Raw genomic sequence first — 17,782 nt, 5'->3', positions numbered from 1 at the left:
TAAAAGAAAAATAGGATATCAATGTCAGACGACAAACCAATAATTTTATTTAAAGCAGTTAAGGAACTTAACGTAGGCATAGCTACGGCCGTTGAGTTTTTAGAAAAGAAAGGCTTTTCTGTTGAGAATAAACCCACTACTAAGCTCTCCCGCGACATGTATAATGCGCTGTTGAAAGAGTTTCAGGGCGATAAGATCGTAAAAGAAGAAGCCAATCAGATTGTTATTGGTAAAATTCGTCGTGATGAGCCGGAAGCAGCCGAAAAAGCTGCAGAAGCACCTAGAAAAAATGTAGAATTCGAAAATGAAGGCATCTTAATTAAGAACCTTCATTCGTATACTCCTCCTGTAGAGAAAGCTAAAGAAGAAACTCCGGCAAAACCGGTGGCTCCTGTAGTGGAAAAAACAGAAGAGAAACCTGAAGAGGGAGCATTGCCGGGTGTGAAAATAGTAGGGAAAATCAATTTAGATGATTTAAATACTAAAACCCGTCCGGTGAAGAAAGACGAAGCGCCAGAAGTGCCTCAGCCAGTTGCTGAAGCACCTAAAGTAGTGGAACCAACACCAGCCCCTGCTCCAGCGGAGAAAGCACTTGTAGAAGAGAAAGCAGTTGAGAAACCAGTAGAAGCCCCAAAAGCAGAAGTGGTTAAACCTGTGGAACAACCTAAGGTGGAAGAGACTCCAAAGCCTGTTGAGCAACCTGTTGCTAAAATAGAGCCAGAAGTAAAAGAAACTCCAAAACCAGTGGAAGCACCAAAAATAATTGAAACGCCTAAAGTAGCGGAAGCTCCGAAAGTTGAAAAAACTGACGGTGTGGAAGTCATTAAGGCACGTTCTGTAAAACTATCAGGACCAAACATCATCGGTAAAATTGTATTACCGGTAACACCTGATCGTAAATCATCACCTGTAGCCTCATCGGCAGACAGCAATGATGCAAAGAGAAAGCGTAAGCGTAAAAAGACTCCAGGCCATCCTGGTCAGGGAGGTCATACTTCCGGAGGAAATCAAGCGGCGCCAGGAGCTGCAGGAACAGGCACGACAGCGCCGAAACCAGCACCTACTTTTACCAACAGACCTGATTTCAGGAACAATACGAATAACACTGCCAACAGGCCTAACTTTAGGAACAATAAACCGGGGTCTCCTGGTAACGGTCCTAAAGAAGAACCTACGGAAAAAGAAATCCAGGATCAGATCAAAGCAACACTTGCCCGTTTAAGTGGAGCAGGTAAATCTGGTAAGTTCGCACAGCGTGCAAAATTACGTCGTCAAAAACGTGATGATGTGGCACTTTCTGCAGACGAAGCAGCAATGGAGCTGGAATCACAATCCAAAGTATTAAAGGTGACGGAATTTGTTACGGCAAATGAGTTGGCTACGATGATGGATGTGCCAGTAACGAAAATTATCGGAACTTGTATGAGTTTAGGTATGTTCGTATCTATTAACCAACGTCTGGATGCAGAAACATTGACGATTGTTGCGGATGAATTCGGTTACGAAATTCAATTCGTGAAACCGGATGATGAAAGCGATATCCTGATCGAAGAAGAAGATAGCGAAGAAGATTTAGTACCGAGAGCACCGGTGGTGACTATTATGGGTCACGTCGATCACGGTAAGACTTCATTGCTGGATTATATTCGTAAAGCAAACGTAGTGGCTGGTGAAGCCGGTGGTATTACACAGCACATTGGTGCTTATATGGTAACCACACCTACCGGTAAACAAGTAACTTTCTTAGATACTCCAGGTCACGAAGCCTTTACAGCGATGCGTGCACGTGGTGCGAAAGTTGCCGATATTGCCATCATTGTGGTTGCAGCGGATGATGCAGTAATGCCTCAGACTAAAGAAGCAATCCAACATGCTCAGGCAGCAGGCGTACCATTGGTATTCGCCTTTACCAAAATTGATAAACCGGGTGCAAACTCAGAAAAAATACGCGAGCAATTATCGACAATGAATATCCTTGTAGAGGATTGGGGAGGTACTTTCCAATCTCAGGAGATTTCAGGTAAGAGCGGACTAAACGTAGACTTGTTATTAGAGAAGGTATTATTAGAAGCAGAAATGCTGGACCTTAAAGCCAACCCTAACAAACGTGCTACAGGTAGTGTAATTGAAGCAACATTGGATAAAGGTCGTGGTATTGTCACTACGGTTCTTGTTCAGGCAGGTACTTTGAAAATCGGTGATCCGATCTTAGCGGGTAGTTATAGCGGACGTGTGAAAGCGTTGTTTAACGAACGTGGTCAGAAAGTTGATAAAGCAGGCCCATCTGTACCAGTACAGGTATTGGGTATGCAGGGAGCACCTACAGCTGGTGATAGATTCAATGCACTGGAAAGTGAAGTTGAAGCAAGAGAAATTGCCAACAAACGTCTGCAGTTAATGCGTGAACAGGGTCTTCGTACTCAGAAACACATTACCTTGGATGAGATCGGTCGTCGTTTGGCTATCGGTAACTTTAAAGAGCTGAACCTGATTGTTAAAGGTGATGTGGATGGTTCAATCGAGGCATTATCTGACTCATTATTGAAACTGTCTACGGAAGAAATTCAAATCAATATCATTAGTAAAGCAGTAGGTCAGATTTCTGAATCTGATGTATTGTTAGCTTCTGCTTCTGATGCGATCATCATCGGATTCCAGGTTCGTCCTTCCCCAGGAGCGCGTAAGCTTGCTGAGGCAGAACAAATTGACATCAGACTTTACTCGATCATCTACGATGCAATCAATGAGATTAAAGCAGCGATGGAAGGTATGTTAGCTCCAGAATTTGAAGAGAAAATCACCGCTAACGTGGAGATCAGAGATACCTTCAAAATCACTAAAGTGGGTACAATTGCCGGATGTATGGTGTTGGATGGTACAATCACTCGTAACAGCAAAATCCGAATCGTTAGAGATGGTGTAGTAATTTACACAGGCGAACTGGCTTCGTTGAAACGTTATAAAGATGACGTGAAAGAAGTATCAAGAGGCTATGAATGTGGACTGAACATTCAGAACTTTAACAACATCGAAGTAGGTGACATCGTTGAAGCTTACGAACAAGTAGAAGTAAAAAGGAAGTTGTAATCTTTCCTGAACATAAAATAACTAACCGCCACAGCCTCTGTGGCGGTTTTTTTACGCATAAAAATATAAGAATTAATGACTACCATTAAAGCAGGTTACTTGATTTCCTACGATTACGAGTTTGTGAAAACATCATTGCCCAGGATCTATGATTTTGTAGATGAAATTTATTTTGCCGTAGATGTAGATGGGAAAACCTGGGCCGGTGCTACATTAGAAATTGATCCCCAGTTTTGGGAATGGCTGAAAGCATTTGATAAAGATCAGAAAATCACAATTTATAAAGACCAGTTTTATGTTCCAAGTCTGGGCGCAATGGCATGTGAAACCAGAGAACGAAACTTATTAGCTCAAAAGATGGGCAAGGCAGATTGGTATATTCAAATTGACGCTGATGAGTACTATGTAGATTTTGAAGGCTTTGTGGCGGCGCTAAAGGCCTATAAGCCGGTTAAACCGACGAGCATCTATTGTAGTGTCGCTACTTTATTTAAAGAGTTGCCTGCGGGTTTCCTGTTGATTGATGATTCCTTTGAAACCCTGTGTTTGGCTACCAATCACCCAGTATATGACCTCGCCAGAAATAATAATGCAGAGAATGAAAAATTGCATTGGGACAATCTATTGTTGCACCAGAGTTGGGCGAGATCAGCAGATGAGATTCAACAGAAGCTCGACAATTGGGGACATAAGGATGATTTCAATACCAAAAGTTTTTTTAAACTATGGGATGCGATAGATGAGCACAATTATAATTTTCTAAGGAATTTTCATCCCCTGGATTCGCATATCTGGCCTAAATTGACCTTTTTTAAAGGAACAATCGATGAGATACTGAACTCTGGGGAGCTGAAAAGCTTTAAAACTAAAAATCAAGGTTCCGTAAAAAAGAAGAACTTCTTTTCCCGGTTCTGGAAAAAAATAAGGTCTTAGCAGCGAACGGCGTGATAAAGTTGATAGAAAAGAGACCATATCATGATGATATGGTCTCTTTTTCATGGCGTGACTAGCGGCTCACCTACGGCACGTAGAGTGGTGTGAGGGGCAATTAAGCAAATAATGATTACCCTCCTTCTCAATTGTAATTTGAAGCGTACTAAATCGCTTTGCTATTTACCGAATATTAGAAGATTTTTTGATCTTCGGAGTGTCTAAAGGTACCCAATAATGCCTTCTAAATACCAATTACTATTTCCATTCCCGATCCAGTTAAAATCAAAAGTGTATATCCGATCAAATTTGCCTTTCAAACTGAAATAAGAGTAAATGGGAGATCCTAACGCCATATTATCCTTGCCTGACTGAAGATATCCTACTATGCCTTCTGATATGTATTGGCTAGGAGTGGCACTTGAAGGAGTAAAGTAGTGATCTCCGTTACTGGGACGATAGTACCTGTAAAGCGGTATAAGTGGTCCTGAAAATTGAGTTGGTGTTGAAGTTGCATAAAGATAAAAAACACTTCCATCAGCCTGCCATTCCGAAAATCCATCATTATTAATTGTATTTATCAATTGATAAGCTTCTTGGCTTGATGCCATGAAATGTTGATTTGTCTTGTATCGGATTAATTTGTAAAGAATTACTCGCCCGGGAACTTCTTCTTTGTATGGAAGTTGAAATGCAACTCTTGCATTTACAGAGCTGCTTTTTAAACTATCGGACGGAAGCCTTGTAGCGGCTACCTTATCAGCCTTTACTGGCAATTCCTTTTCAATTAAATCTGTAGATGCTTCTTTTTTACATGCAGTAGCTGTTAAAACAAGTAGAGTAAGTGCTAAAAATTTGATTCTCATAAAATTTAAATATAGTTTTAGTGAAACCAAATATACAATATGAAATTTATTATTTTATAAATTTTTAAATTAATTTTGTATTTTTTATTTTAAATAATAAGTTATTTTTATATTCTTTTTTGTATTAATAAGATTGTTGTTGATTTTTTGCGGGGTTTGGGACAAGCGGGTTTGGGTTTAAGCCTTCTATAAAAACTGAGATTTGATTTTGTGATCTTATAGTATTAAATTTTTCATCTTATGAACAAAAGATCCAGTTGAGTTCCTATTCAGAATGCGACCTATTGATCCTGTTGATCAATAAAACGGTGAGTATTGCAATGGACAAGGAAAACAGGCATTAAAACGTTTATTCACCCCTTTTTTATTGGCTACTCATTTTTAAGGGAGTTTTTCAGTGCCCTCTAAAATATAAGGGTGGTGCATAGTCGCGGTCTTCAGTTCTGATCGTCACCACAGGTGTACCTGAGTTCATCGCTTCTGCAATCACCATTCCAAAGTTTTCTCCGATGGCACTTGCCGCCAGGAAAATATCGATCGTTTTATAGTAGTATAACAATTCCTGCAAGTCCGAAGTATTTTCACATACGATCAGCTGTTCGGCAAATATTTTGAGCGCATCCCAGGGTGAATAAATCGAATTTAGCATTATCAGACCTGGCAATTCTACCAACAATAAAGAAACCATCCAGATTTCTCTCTATTTTGAAGGCTGATAATGCCGCCTGTTCAGGCAATTGATTGCTAATGAAGCCCACATCAACAGGATAAGGCAATACCTTTCTGCGGTTCTCAAATTTGTTCTTTAGTTTTCTGTCTAGCTTCATACGCCTTACTAAAATCATCTTTGATATGAAAATATCGTAATTAATCATGTCATAAGTAGCGTTTTCAAAAAATCCAAAAACCTTGGTCTGAATTACTAATTTGGCTTATTTGCCTTAACAACTTCATAAAATCTTGTTTTAAAACACCATTTCCATGCCATTGTAATACATCGGCTTCTTTGATTAATTCGCCAAACTGATTTAGATCGCCATTCAGAACGATAACCTTAATGCCTAAATCTTCAATAAGTTTCTTTCTGCGGCGACCCTCTAGCTAGGCTACCACGGTGATCTCAAATTGGGTTCTGTTAAGATAATTACTATATAACTGTAGACCATATTCTGTTCCTCGCAAACCAAGTTGGTTCACTGCTTCTATTATTCTGATCTTTGCATGAAATTAATTTAAATGGTAGGTTAAGCCTGGCGGTCTTCCAAAGCTTTAAGTGTTTTACTAAGTAAATTGGGGTCAACAGTCAGGTTGCAGCCATTACCTTCAATCACGAGGCTATCATCATCTGGCGTACCAAATAGATAATAATACTTCAGCTGAAGGGCTTGTGATAAATGCCAGAAACATTGATTGTGGTATATTTTATTTCTTCTGAACTCCAGTACTGAGCCATGTTCCTGCATATAAAACATATTGATCAATCCGGCACCATGAATAGAAACCAGTGATTTAGCACTGGAAGTTTGAGCGATCTGTTCTTTCCAGGTTAAATCTTCATATCTGATCACCTCATATCCAAAATCTTTAACAACGGACTGGATGTCTGGTTCATTCAGGATTTTTCTATACCTGGCTTTATCTCTGCTGATGTAAATTTTACTAGCTGGAGCTGCTGGGTCAAGCTTTAATTTTTGAGTAGTGAATGCCTTCATCTCCCTGATGATCTTCGCATTTACGTAGCCAGTAAGGCAGGTGTGTGTTAAAATGGAAACATTTTTCATCTTCACCAGTTCCTTCTCTTTTATAAACTCTATATCAGCTGGCTGAAGTTCAAAAAATTCAAGGCTTTGTAAGCCTATATTCCTGACATAAGGAGAATCTGGCAGGAGTAAAATATAATCTTTAAGCTGTTCTTTAATCACAAATAATCTTGGCAATAGATCACAAAACCAATGGTAGTGTTCATTGGTCCATTCATCATGCACTAAAAGATACTTTCCCGGGCCTAATTTTCTTTTGGGCTTGATCAAGACCTTTTTTAGGTAATGCTTGTGCGTTAGAAATTTGGTATAACGGTTCACATCTAATAAAGAGTACTCGTTCAGCTTGAACTTCTTAGTCTCATAAAGAAAACCAGTTCTATTCACCACACAGTCCTGGAAATCCATCAGCTGGACCTTGTAGGTGTCATAGGAAAACTCAGCCTTACAGAAATCGAGTTCTCCGGCTACATAATTTTCCGGCATTGCATGCGTGATAGTATAACTATCCATGATGTTTTTAGTCATGAGCTAATGTTTTTTAGGAAATAATACCTTTTTATAAACAGCAAGAGATTCGGCAGCTGTTTTTTTCCAGCTGAATTTTTTCAGCTGTGCCATACCTTTCAAGCGATAGGCAGTCCGCTGCTCGGGCTCGTTTAGCAGCATATTGATTTTGGTGGTTAAATCATCATGGTTGTTCAATTCAAAATAAACACCTGCATCTCCTGCAACCTCCGGGAATGAGCTGTGATTGGCAAGTATAACCGGACAGCCACAGGCCATTGATTCTAATACAGGAATTCCGAAGCCCTCGTATTCTGATGGAAATACAAAAAATAAAGCCTGCTTATAATAAGCGCTCAACTCTTCGTCACGGAAGTTCTGCTGTACCACCTGCGCTTCGATATCCAGGGATGCAATTAATTGCAGTTCTGCTGCTGTGAAAGCATTTCCGCCTGCACACAGTAAATGAGTATCCGGATGAAGTTTTAGTGCCGGAGCCATCGCCTTTAAGAAGAAATCGAAGTTCTTATACAAAGACCTGTTGCCTACAAATAATACGTATTTTTTTGGCAGCTCAGTTGCGGTGCTGGATTCCGGTTTTATAGAATGGGCCAAATAAACCACTTCAATTTTTGAAGGATCAGTCTGAGGGTAATAGGATAAAATGTCTTTTTTCGTGTTCTCTGAGACCGCGATAATTTTCGTTGCCTTCTCAATCAGCAGTTTTTTATTTGGAACTGTAGTCAGGTCATTCCCGAAATAATGAGGGAACAACTCATGGATCATGTCATGTACCGTCAGCACAAAAGGTTTGTCCTTTAAATGAGCTATAAAATATGGATCGTAATAGGTAGGGATAAAAAGATCAAACTGCTGTTCCTTTAAAAGTTCAATCGTCTTTTCTGTATTTCTCTTTTTTAGCTTCCTGGGAAGATACGGACGGATAATCTTACTGAACCTGATCAGGAATTGCTGTTTGTTTTGAAAACTATCTTCGAAAAAGCAACTTTCCTGGTAATGGATATTATCTGTGTAAAACAAAGGACAATCGATCTGGACTTCCTTAACCGCCTTAAATTGGGTGAAAAGCTCTGTATAGTACCTGGAAATTCCCCCAAACTTTTGGTCATTGAATGTTTGTGGATCGAAGAGTATTTTTATCATTATTCAGGTTAGCGTCATGCGATTTCGGCAAGTGTTTTATTCAATATTCGCAGGAAGCATTTTAGTTAAATAGTCGGCCGAGGACGTCTGTAAATATAGGAAGTAATAACTTTTATATTAATTCATTTCCGGGATATATTTTTTCCAAAAATCAGGATCCATCAGTATTGGAGAGTGACAGCCGAAAGGAAGTTCTCCCTCCAATTTCTTTATGGCGTTTTGAGGTTCAAATTCAACGGCGAATTTTAAGGCTTGATTCCAGATGGGAATGCGGAATTCCCGGTTTATTTTAGGTGCTTCTATAGACCAGAAAATGTCTTCATTATAATGATGGGAGCTGGGATTCCAATAGGTTTTGAATAACTCAGCATCACATAATTTTAAGGTGTGTATAGCCGATGAAATGTTCCGCAAAGACAATCCGCCATTTCCTACCTTATTGGCCAGCCAGCCACCTTCTCTTTTCCTGGTCAGCAGTGGCTGCCGGATGTTACGGAATACCCAGGCACGCAGTGAACGTTTTTTCAAAACAGCAGCTTTGTACCATGGTGCCCCGATATAATCATAAGCCTGATCACACCAGTAGTCCAATTCATTTTTAAACAGGTAAACATCTGATTGCAGCGTCAGCAAGTATTTAAAATCGGTAAAGCGACTGTAGAAATCAATAGAAATCATCAGCCGGTTATAACCCGCTATATCTTTAAAGAAATGATTTGGAAAGCGCTCTACACGTAACTCGCAGAGTTTGCCAAAGGAATGATCAATGATCAGGTCATCAGGGGCCACAATTACCTGTTCAAATCCTGCTGTTCTGAGCAGACCGTTTTCCAGAAAACGAAGCTCAATTGGCTGTAATTTTCGGTAGGCTGGGATTACGACTACACATTTTTTATTATTCATAAAATCAGGTTTGATGATTATCCTTTCTTTTTGGGCAGGAAGAACTGTATGGCACTCATGACCATTTTTAAGACTCTCCAGGCTACTTTGTTTTGTTTCAGAATTAAAAACTGCTTCATTCTTTTTTGCTGCAGCTCTGGAAAGAAAATATAATCATCTTTAAATGCAGCAAAATATTTTTCCAGTGTCACTTCTCTTTCTTTCCTCATCATGACATGGTTGTCTACATTGGAAGAGAGGCCGGTAGCATCGTAATTAGTGAGTATACTGTTGATATGTTGATATGGAACATCTTTTTTGCAAATCGCATAGATAAAAAACTCCCAGTCGGACACAATTTTAAAGGATTCATTGTAATAGAAAAATTCACCAAAAAGTGTTCTTTTGATAAAGCTGGCCTGATGAGAGAGGTTATGCTCGTAAAAGAAGCCGAATGTTAATCGATCGGGAAAAGTCCTGACGGTCTGTTTGCTGATTTCATCATAAATAATATCGCCATAATAGATACCATGTTCCCCGGTAATTTCCTGGTCTACCTGTGCCAGTACTTCCGAATGGTATAAACTGTCGCCGCTGTTTAAAAACAACAGGTATTCGCCTTTCGCCATTTTGATGCCTTTATTCATCGCATGGTAAATGCCGCGGTCTGGTTCCGATAACCATCGGGTAAATAAAGCCGGATTTTCTTCCAGTAACTCTTTGCTGCCATCTGTACTGCCGCCATCCATCACGAAGAACTCAAAATCTTTGAAAGATTGCTCGGCAACGCTTTTTATGGTTTTTTGAAGTCCAGCTTTATCGTTGTAATTGACAGTAATTATGGAGATTTTTGGATTCATTTATAGGTTCAGGTTGATGTTAGGCGTTCTAATTCCGTGAAAATTACAACGTTTTAAACAATTTATCCAACTTTTTAGTCACTTCTGCCGGGCTATAGTCTTCTATTGCTTTAATAGAGTTGTTCTTGATCGAGGACCAAAGTTCCGGATTTTGATACAATTGTAAAATACGGTTGGCAAAATCATTGGTGCTTTCGGCAACCAATACATTATGGCCATCTATCAGGTCCATGCCTTCTACGCCAATACTGGTAGAAACCACAGGCAAGCCATATTCCATACTTTGGCCTATTTTGCCTTTCATTCCCGCACCATACCTTAATGGCGCAACAAATATCCGGTTTTCATAGAAGTAATCGGCCACCTTCTGCAGGTATCCGGGAACAGAAACCCGATCAGAATTATAAGCTAGTAATTCTTCGCTGGGGTCACTGCCCAAAAGGGTCAGGTGAATGCTTGGATCCGTTGCCCATACTTTCGGCATGATCTCTTCCACCAGCCATTTTACTGCATCAACATTAGGTTCATGCTTGTACCCTCCGATAAATAAGATGCCCTTACGTTCCTCAAAAGGCGTATTTTTATTGTTCGGATTAAGGAAGTGTACATTTGGAATGACGAAAACATGCTCGATTCCTTCTCTCTCCAGAATGTCTTTTTCGATTCCGGTAACGGTTACTGTGGCATGGCTGTTCAGCGCTAATGCCAGTTCTAGTTTTTTAGTTTTCAGGGCCCTGCGTTTTAACTTTTCATTGCCCTCATTTTCTGCCTGGCGAAGCATCCTCAAATAATGAAGATCCACCGTGTCAAAAATGGTTTTGGTGTTTTTATTCAGAATCTTTTGATATTTTTTATTCAGTGTTGGTCTGGAAATCCAGGCATAATGAAACTCATTCAAGCGTTCTTTTAGCTGATCTACATGACTCTTTCCAGATGTAGCGGCGATAATCTCAATGCCCATTTCCTGTAGTTCTCCGGCATAGGGCTGAGGTGCCTTACCATCTTCCGGCAGGTAAATCACCTTAAAATCCATCCCGATGAATAGCTTTAACAGCTCAAATAATCTTTTTGAGCCAGAAGATTTATCATAAAAAGGAAGGTAATCGTCGATCACCAACAACGTTTTTTTTGAAGACGCTACCAATGGTTTCGATCTGCTGGAAGAAATAAGGAGTTGGCTTAACTTTAAGGCGATGGTATTCATTGCGCCTGGTTTTTTAGGACCATTGTTTAAGCTGGAGTTAGATATAGCTGCCATATAGGGTTAACGGGTACTTTCTTTGAGGATGAACTTGATTTGTGAAAAAAGCGACTTCCGTCGGGTATAAAATATTGATTTTGAATTTTTAAGCAGTGTCCAGCATAAAGCCCTGGAAAAAGATTGCTGTTTCAATACGGCGTAACCATTCAGCAAGTCTTTAATCAGCGTTTTTGTTGGCCCCGGATTTAAAGGGTGGGTCTGAAACAGACTCAGGTTTTTAATGCGCAATGCTTTACCGCTGATTTTATCTTTACTGGTAGAACTGGAAGCATGTCTTCTGTGCTTCACCAGGGCTGAGTTAAGGTAGTCGATTTTACCAAGACAGGCCGCCGTATAAGCCATCCACCAATCATAATAGATGTCTTCCGGAAAGGGCAGCAAATGAGGTAAAAGTGCTTTGCTCATCAAACAGGTATGTCCGGAAACACAGTTGTTGTACAGCAAATAAGAGGGACACTGGCCTTTTACAAATCGGTGGGTATTGGATGTTTTTCTGCCTGTAGTTTGTCCGTCCACATCAATTAATAGGGAATCATGGTAAATCAGGAACTGAGCTCCGATTTGGACGGCCAGCTGGCTGATTTTGTCCTGTTCCCAGATGTCGTCCTGATCGGCAATCGCAATGAACTCCCCTTTACACTGTAACAGTGCTGCTTCAAAATTTTTGTTGAAGCCCAGGTTTTCTTTGTTTTGGGACAGACGGATCTGCGGGTGTTTTTCCTGATACTGCAGCAGCAATTCATAAGTGCGGTCTGTAGAGCAGTCGTCCAGAATTACAATTTCAAGATTTGGATAGTCTTGTTTCAGCAGGGAGTCCATTTGTTCATGCAAATGCTTTTCACCGTTATAGGTGCAAAGGGCAATAGAGATCATTTGGGCTTCCATGATTAGATTTTCTTCTTTAGTCCATAATACATCTTTGCAAAAAACAAAGAGAGAGGATTACCGGCCAGTCTTCCAAGGAAAGAGCCCGATAAATGGAAAATAGTCGTATTGGTTTGAATCCACCTGCTTCTAAAAAAATGGTTATATTTTTTGATGAGGGCTTTACGGATGGTGTAAAAGTCTTCATTTCTATTGCCTTTACTTTTGTGGATCACATCAAAAGCGATCACGTAAGCATTAAATCCGCTCAGCTCTGCCTGTAAGCAAATATCGGCACCATATAAATGAAAACCTGAAAGGTCATTGGAGACTTTTAGGCAGGCTTCATTTTTTACGATCAAAAAGTTTTCATCCAGGGCGGCAACTTTCAACGGGAATTTACCTTTGCTTTTTAAACCGGTATCAGGATAACTGATGTGGTACACCACATGGTTTGGCGCAGCAGCACCGGCATTGCCGCAAAGACCCCAGTTTTTATCTAATGCGTCCAGTTCTGAGAGCTTAGTCCTCAGGTCCTGGATGGTATCATTATGCAGCAGGATGTCCTGATGGCAGATGATTACATATTTTCCTTTTGCTTCTTTTAAAAAATGGTTGATGCCGGTATAGGCATCAAATGTGCATTCCTTACTATTGTCTGCATGTAAAAACTCACAGCAATCTTCGGTAAATCCATGAGCCAGAAAGCTGGCCAGCATTTCCTGGTATTCCTCTTTTCTAGTCACCAGGCTGCAAATTGAAAACTCAAACGGATAATCCGTCGGTTTGATTGCGCGTGACAGCTCAGTAAGGTTTCCCATCATTAGTCAGTAAATGCCTGCATATCTATTAATCGTCTGTATAAGCCATTATGACTCATCAGTTCGCTATGATTTCCGGTTTCTTTGATTTCACCCTGCTCAATTACCACAATCGTATCCGCATGCTGAATGGTACTCAAACGGTGGGCAATCACAATAGAAGTCCTGTTTTGCATCAGGTTATTTAGGGCCTGCTGCACTAATTTTTCAGATTCTGTATCTAAAGCAGAAGTCGCTTCATCCAGTAACATGATTGGTGGATTGGCTAATACTGCTCTGGCAATGCAAATCCTTTGTCTTTGTCCGCCGGATAACCTTCCACCCCGATCGCCTACATAGGTTTGATAACCTTGTTCCTGACCTAGAATAAATTCATGTGCATTGGCAATTTTTGCCGCTGTGATCACTTCTTCTTCTGTGGCATCAGGATTGGCAAAGGCTATATTATTGAAAATAGTATCATTGAAAAGGAAAGATTCCTGGTTTACGATACCCATTTTACTGCGGATACTTTCTACAGTTAAGTCTTTATAATTCAGTCCGTCAATTTTAATTACGCCTGATTTTGGGTCATGGAAACGAGGGATTAAGTCCATTAAAGTACTTTTCCCACCACCAGATGGACCAACCAATGCGATGGTTTTTCCCTTAGGAACGGTTAAGCTAATGTTGTTTAAAACGACTTTATCCTGATAGCTGAAACTTACATTTTCGAAAGTCAGCGACTCTTTGAATTCTTTTAATTCGATGGCATCTGGTTTGTTGACCACCTGTGGCTCCGTATCAATTAATTCCAATACCCTTTCGCCGGCAGCAATACCGGAGTGAATGCCGCTAAAGGAGTCACTAATGGCTTTAACTGGTTGCATCACCTGAGAGAATACCGCAATATACATGATGAAATCTGAAGCAGTAAACTCTTTACTTCCGCTCAGCACCAATCCACCACCGTACAATACAATGATGACAATGACAAAAATCCCCAGAGATTGTGATACTGGAGAGGCCAGCTGCTGTCTTCTCACCATTTTTCTGTTCAGGTTGGAATAGAACTGGTTTTCTGCGTGGAATTTTTCTTTTGTCCTTTCGGTAGAGTTGAAAGCTTTCACGATTTTTATGCCACTCAATGCTTCATCGAGGAAGCCAATCATTTTTGCAAAGGACTCATGTGTAGCAGTAGCCTGTTCTTTCAGGCGCTTCACAATCTTGCTGATGATGAAACCAGAAACCGGAATCACCAATAGAGAGAACAAAGTCAGCTTTACGGAAATGCTGAACAATACAAACACATAGAAGAGCAATTGCAAGGGCTCTTTGAAAACTACCTGCAAGGTGTTGGTTACGGTAAATTGTACCACCTGTACGTCCGAAGATACTTTAGAGATGATATCGCCTTTTCTTTCGTTGTTGAAAAAGCCAATGTGCATGTTCATCACATTATTAAATACAGTTTTTCTAATGTTCAGCAGGGTATGTACCCTGAGGTCTTCCATGAATCGCTGTGATAAATAACGGAAGAAGTTAGAAAGTAATACGGAAGCCAAAATTACCGCACATACGATTTTTAAGGCTTCTTCTTTTCCAAAGTGCTCTACAGTGGAAGCGATATAGTTTTTGAACTGGGCCAATAAATCCCATTGTCCGGCAACTTTCATAGCTCCTGTAGCACTGCTTTGGTCAAAAAACAGGGTGTCTAACAAAGGTGCTAGCAGCGTAAAGTTGAAGGTGTTGAAAAATACGGCTAATAATGTAGCAATAATATAAGGGATGGCGAACTTCTCAATAGGTTTCGCAAACGACAGTAATCTAAAATATGTCTTCATTAAAAATGATAAAATCGACCAAAGTTACAATTTTTATTTTTGTACATTAAAGAAGGGTAGGTATCTGGAAATGTGACCAGCCTTAATCAAGGCTTAGCCACTAGCCCTGAAGCAGGTACTTATATTTAAGAAAGGTACCCAGGGCAATGTAGTAACTGATTTTTAAGCCAGCTATGCCATCCAAGAAACCTCTTTTGATCAGGTAAGATTTCACAAAGCTGAGTGCAGGGGAGAAAATCATCTTTCCAACGGCGGCGATTTTGCTCAGGTGTTTCCTGTCTTCTGCGCCTAATCTGGCATACAGTTCTACTTTCGACTTCAGTTCTTCTTCGCTGCTGTAGGCATAATGAAGAATCGGACTTTTAAAAGTATATAAAAACGGATCCTCTGTCAGGACCAGCTTTTCATGACTGGCGGCATGGTTCCATAAAATCTCTTTAGGAAAGAGGCGAATCTTTTTGTCAGGGTACCAGGCACCATGTTTGATCCATTTACCGCAGTAGTTGTTCAGGCGTCTAAACTCATATAGTCCCTGCAGCTTTAGTTTTTCAGGTTCCATTTCTTTCACTAAAGCGTAGGAAAGGGCCTCGTCTGAATCCAAAGATAAAATATAAGGAAATCTGGCAGCCTGGTGGCCGAGGTTTTTAGTGGCGCCATAACCTAACCAAGGAGTTTTGATAATGACACAGCCAAAGCTTTCTGCGATTTTTAGCGTGCGGTCTGTACTGCCAGAATCTACAATCAGGACTTCATCTGCAATACCTGCGATGCTGTCCAAACAGCGTTTTATAGTTTTTTCGGAGTTTTTCGTAATGATGACGGCTGAAATATACATTGATCCTTAGTTGTTTTTTGGTTGGATTCTTGCTAAAGTTTCTGCCTTATAATTACTGATGATATCGAATAGGCCTTCGTTGGGTACCTTATTTAAGGCCATCAGCTGCTGGAATTTTAACTTCTCGATTTTAGCTTCCTTTTTAGTCTTCATAAAAGTCAGGAAGGCTTTCAGGTGTGTCCTATTGAGAGTGATCAGGCGCATCGCGATTTCCAGGAAAGTCTGCAGATACCAGCCAAATAAAGTCAGTCCGCTTAAATGGATAAAATGGAGGTAATATTTATTTCTTAGCGTCAGGTATTTAATTTTCTTCTTTTTATTGTATTTGTTAATGGTGGTAGAAACCTGGTGCATACATTCCGAAGTCGGTGCATAATACATTTTCCAACCCATTCTCAGTGCACGCAGGGAGAGTTCTACATCTTCCACATAGAAAGGGCTGAACAAGTCATTATAGCCCTGAAGCAGCAGCAGCTTTTTTCTATCCACGAGGGCATTGGTTCCGCCGAGGAACATACTCAGGTATTGCGCGTTTTTATCAGCAGGGAGATCGGTAACGTAATAGTTTTGATTGGCCTTGATTTTGAACAGATGTCTGCTGATCAGTTTTCCGCCGCCCTGGAGTATTTCACTATCCCAGTTGAGCACAGTAGCATTGACACCAAAGGTATCTGGCTTTTCGAAAAACCAGAGCTGATCTTCAAAATATCCTGGCAGCAATTTCACATCATTGTTTAAGATAAGTACCAGATCCATGCTGGCCGCATAAATGCCTTTGTTCATCGTCCTTGAAAAACCAAGGTTGATTTCATTTTTTAAAACAATAATTTCGGGAAAGTTCGCTTTGATGAATGCGATGGAATCATCGGTCGAGTTGTCGTCCACTACGATGATTTCGCTGGAAGAAGGAAGGGTAGATAAAGCGATCACTACACTTGGTAAAACATCCGCCAATAAAGATTTTCCGTTATAATTCGGAATAACAACAGAAATACTAAAATTCATTCGCCTACTTAATTACATATTGCTTTATTTGTACAAAGATAGATATAATTTAATGCATTCATCTGCTCATTTGCTTACACAATTACGAGAAGGCAGCTTCATTGCACTAGCCAGGGCTTTAACACTGGTGGAAAATGACATTGCCCCTGCGGCAGCATTATTAAGGTCGCTGGAATTGAATCAAACGCCTGTAATTGGGATTACTGGTCCTCCTGGGGCAGGAAAAAGTACTTTAGTCAATGCCATCACGATGCATTTAACGGCGCAGCAAAAGCGAATTGCTATTCTGGCTGTAGATCCTACTTCTCCTTTTAATTTTGGTTCCTTACTGGGGGATCGGATTCGCATGTCTCAACACTTCAATAATCCTAACGTATATATAAGGTCTATAGCCACAAGAGGTGCACTTGGTGGGATCTCCGCTAAAACGATAGAAATGGTGGATGTGATCAAAGCAGCTAATTTTGATCTGATTTTCGTTGAAACCGTAGGTGTGGGGCAGTCGGAGATTGAAATTGCAGGATTAGCTGATAAAACGGTAGTCGTGCTCGTGCCTGAGTCTGGAGATGAAATTCAGCACATTAAATCTGGCCTCATGGAAATTGCACAGGCTTTTGTGGTGAACAAAGCAGATCGGGAAGGTGCCGATACTTTTGCGAATAACCTGCAGAAATTGATGTATCACCAGCATCAGCAAACGCCGATCTTTAAAACAGTGGCAGATAAAAATACAGGAATAGCCGCACTTTGTTCCTGGCTGATGGAGTCTGCTGCTGCCAATAACGAACGCCGGCCATTCCTGCTTGCCGAAAAGGCATTGAAGATCATTCAGCATTACCGGATGGCCAATTTAGACAAGCGGGCATTGCTTGAAGGAATTAAAGAGGCCGTAGAAGCACCGGATTTCAATATTTATAAGTTCACTGATCGCTGGATCAACCCCTAAAATTGGAACATTTGCTGTATAGCAGGTTTGTATGTAAAAAAGGAATCTGATGCTGAACCGCTAGGACAATTGCGCCAAATCAGGAAGATTTTTTGTCAAAAAAATATCAAGCTTGTATTTTTTACACTTTATCCCCATTAATAGTGATTGCCGAGCTTTGTTTTGATTTAA

General features: G+C 40.4%; 15 protein-coding genes. 3 read left to right on the top strand and 12 right to left on the bottom strand.

The features are described from left to right. The first annotated feature begins 21 nt into the window (after positions 1-21). Both infB and AQ505_RS25415 read left to right on the top strand, forming a co-directional pair. The gene (infB, locus tag AQ505_RS25420) at positions 22-3,087 is read left to right on the top strand and encodes a translation initiation factor IF-2 (protein WP_062550745.1); all 3,066 of its coding nucleotides are present in this window, start codon (positions 22-24) and stop codon (positions 3,085-3,087) included. Between the two features lie 75 nt (positions 3,088-3,162). Continuing rightward, entirely contained in the window at positions 3,163-4,020 is an 858-nt protein-coding gene (locus AQ505_RS25415) for a hypothetical protein (RefSeq protein WP_062550744.1), read from the top strand. 218 nt (positions 4,021-4,238) lie between these two features. On the opposite strand, the gene AQ505_RS25410 is transcribed toward AQ505_RS25415, so the two are convergent. From AQ505_RS25410 to AQ505_RS25355, 12 genes are all read right to left on the bottom strand, one after another. Then, complete coding sequence (locus tag AQ505_RS25410; RefSeq protein WP_062550743.1) at positions 4,239-4,883, bottom strand: hypothetical protein; 645 nt, start codon at positions 4,881-4,883, stop codon at positions 4,239-4,241. A 394-nt stretch (positions 4,884-5,277) separates the two neighbouring features. Then, positions 5,278-5,571 (bottom strand): glycosyltransferase, encoded by a 294-nt coding sequence (locus AQ505_RS25405; protein WP_062550742.1) that lies wholly within the window; start codon positions 5,569-5,571, stop codon positions 5,278-5,280. Positions 5,572-6,127: 556 nt separating this feature from the next. Next, positions 6,128-7,171: a glycosyltransferase family 61 protein gene (locus AQ505_RS25400; RefSeq protein ID WP_062550741.1), complete on the bottom strand. Its 1,044-nt coding sequence runs from the start codon at positions 7,169-7,171 to the stop codon at positions 6,128-6,130. Between the two features lie 3 nt (positions 7,172-7,174). Continuing rightward, positions 7,175-8,314 (bottom strand): glycosyltransferase family 4 protein, encoded by a 1,140-nt coding sequence (locus AQ505_RS25395; protein WP_062550740.1) that lies wholly within the window; start codon positions 8,312-8,314, stop codon positions 7,175-7,177. 117 nt (positions 8,315-8,431) lie between these two features. Then, positions 8,432-9,217, bottom strand: a complete 786-nt coding sequence (locus AQ505_RS25390; RefSeq protein ID WP_062550739.1) for a DUF5672 family protein — start codon at positions 9,215-9,217, stop codon at positions 8,432-8,434. A gap of 17 nt (positions 9,218-9,234) precedes the next feature. Beyond that, a complete protein-coding gene (locus AQ505_RS25385; protein WP_062550738.1) occupies positions 9,235-10,056 on the bottom strand; it encodes a glycosyltransferase family 2 protein in 822 nt (273 codons plus the stop codon). 43 nt (positions 10,057-10,099) lie between these two features. Next, complete coding sequence (locus AQ505_RS25380; RefSeq protein WP_062550737.1) at positions 10,100-11,314, bottom strand: glycosyltransferase; 1,215 nt, start codon at positions 11,312-11,314, stop codon at positions 10,100-10,102. Positions 11,315-11,320: 6 nt separating this feature from the next. Continuing rightward, the gene (locus tag AQ505_RS25375; RefSeq protein ID WP_062550736.1) at positions 11,321-12,202 is read right to left on the bottom strand and encodes a glycosyltransferase family 2 protein; all 882 of its coding nucleotides are present in this window, start codon (positions 12,200-12,202) and stop codon (positions 11,321-11,323) included. A gap of 2 nt (positions 12,203-12,204) precedes the next feature. Then, positions 12,205-12,927, bottom strand: a complete 723-nt coding sequence (locus tag AQ505_RS25370; protein ID WP_157262561.1) for a hypothetical protein — start codon at positions 12,925-12,927, stop codon at positions 12,205-12,207. Positions 12,928-13,004: 77 nt separating this feature from the next. After that, on the bottom strand, positions 13,005-14,825 hold the full coding sequence (locus AQ505_RS25365) for an ABC transporter ATP-binding protein (RefSeq protein ID WP_062550734.1): 1,821 nt from the start codon (positions 14,823-14,825) through the stop codon (positions 13,005-13,007). Positions 14,826-14,925: 100 nt separating this feature from the next. Next, positions 14,926-15,660, bottom strand: a complete 735-nt coding sequence (locus AQ505_RS25360; protein ID WP_062550733.1) for a glycosyltransferase family 2 protein — start codon at positions 15,658-15,660, stop codon at positions 14,926-14,928. 6 nt (positions 15,661-15,666) lie between these two features. Then, entirely contained in the window at positions 15,667-16,665 is a 999-nt protein-coding gene (locus tag AQ505_RS25355; RefSeq protein WP_062550732.1) for a glycosyltransferase family 2 protein, read from the bottom strand. A 52-nt stretch (positions 16,666-16,717) separates the two neighbouring features. On the opposite strand from AQ505_RS25355, the gene meaB reads away from it, so the two are divergent. Further along, positions 16,718-17,611 carry a methylmalonyl Co-A mutase-associated GTPase MeaB gene (meaB, locus tag AQ505_RS25350; protein WP_062550731.1) on the top strand — a complete coding sequence of 298 codons (894 nt, stop codon included), beginning with the start codon at positions 16,718-16,720 and terminating at the stop codon, positions 17,609-17,611. The last annotated feature ends 171 nt before the right edge of the window (positions 17,612-17,782 follow it).

This window comes from Pedobacter sp. PACM 27299, from assembly GCF_001412655.1.
In the GTDB taxonomy this organism is placed as follows: Bacteria; Bacteroidota; Bacteroidia; order Sphingobacteriales; family Sphingobacteriaceae; genus Pedobacter.
This window is presented reverse-complemented; position numbering and strand designations above follow the sequence as displayed.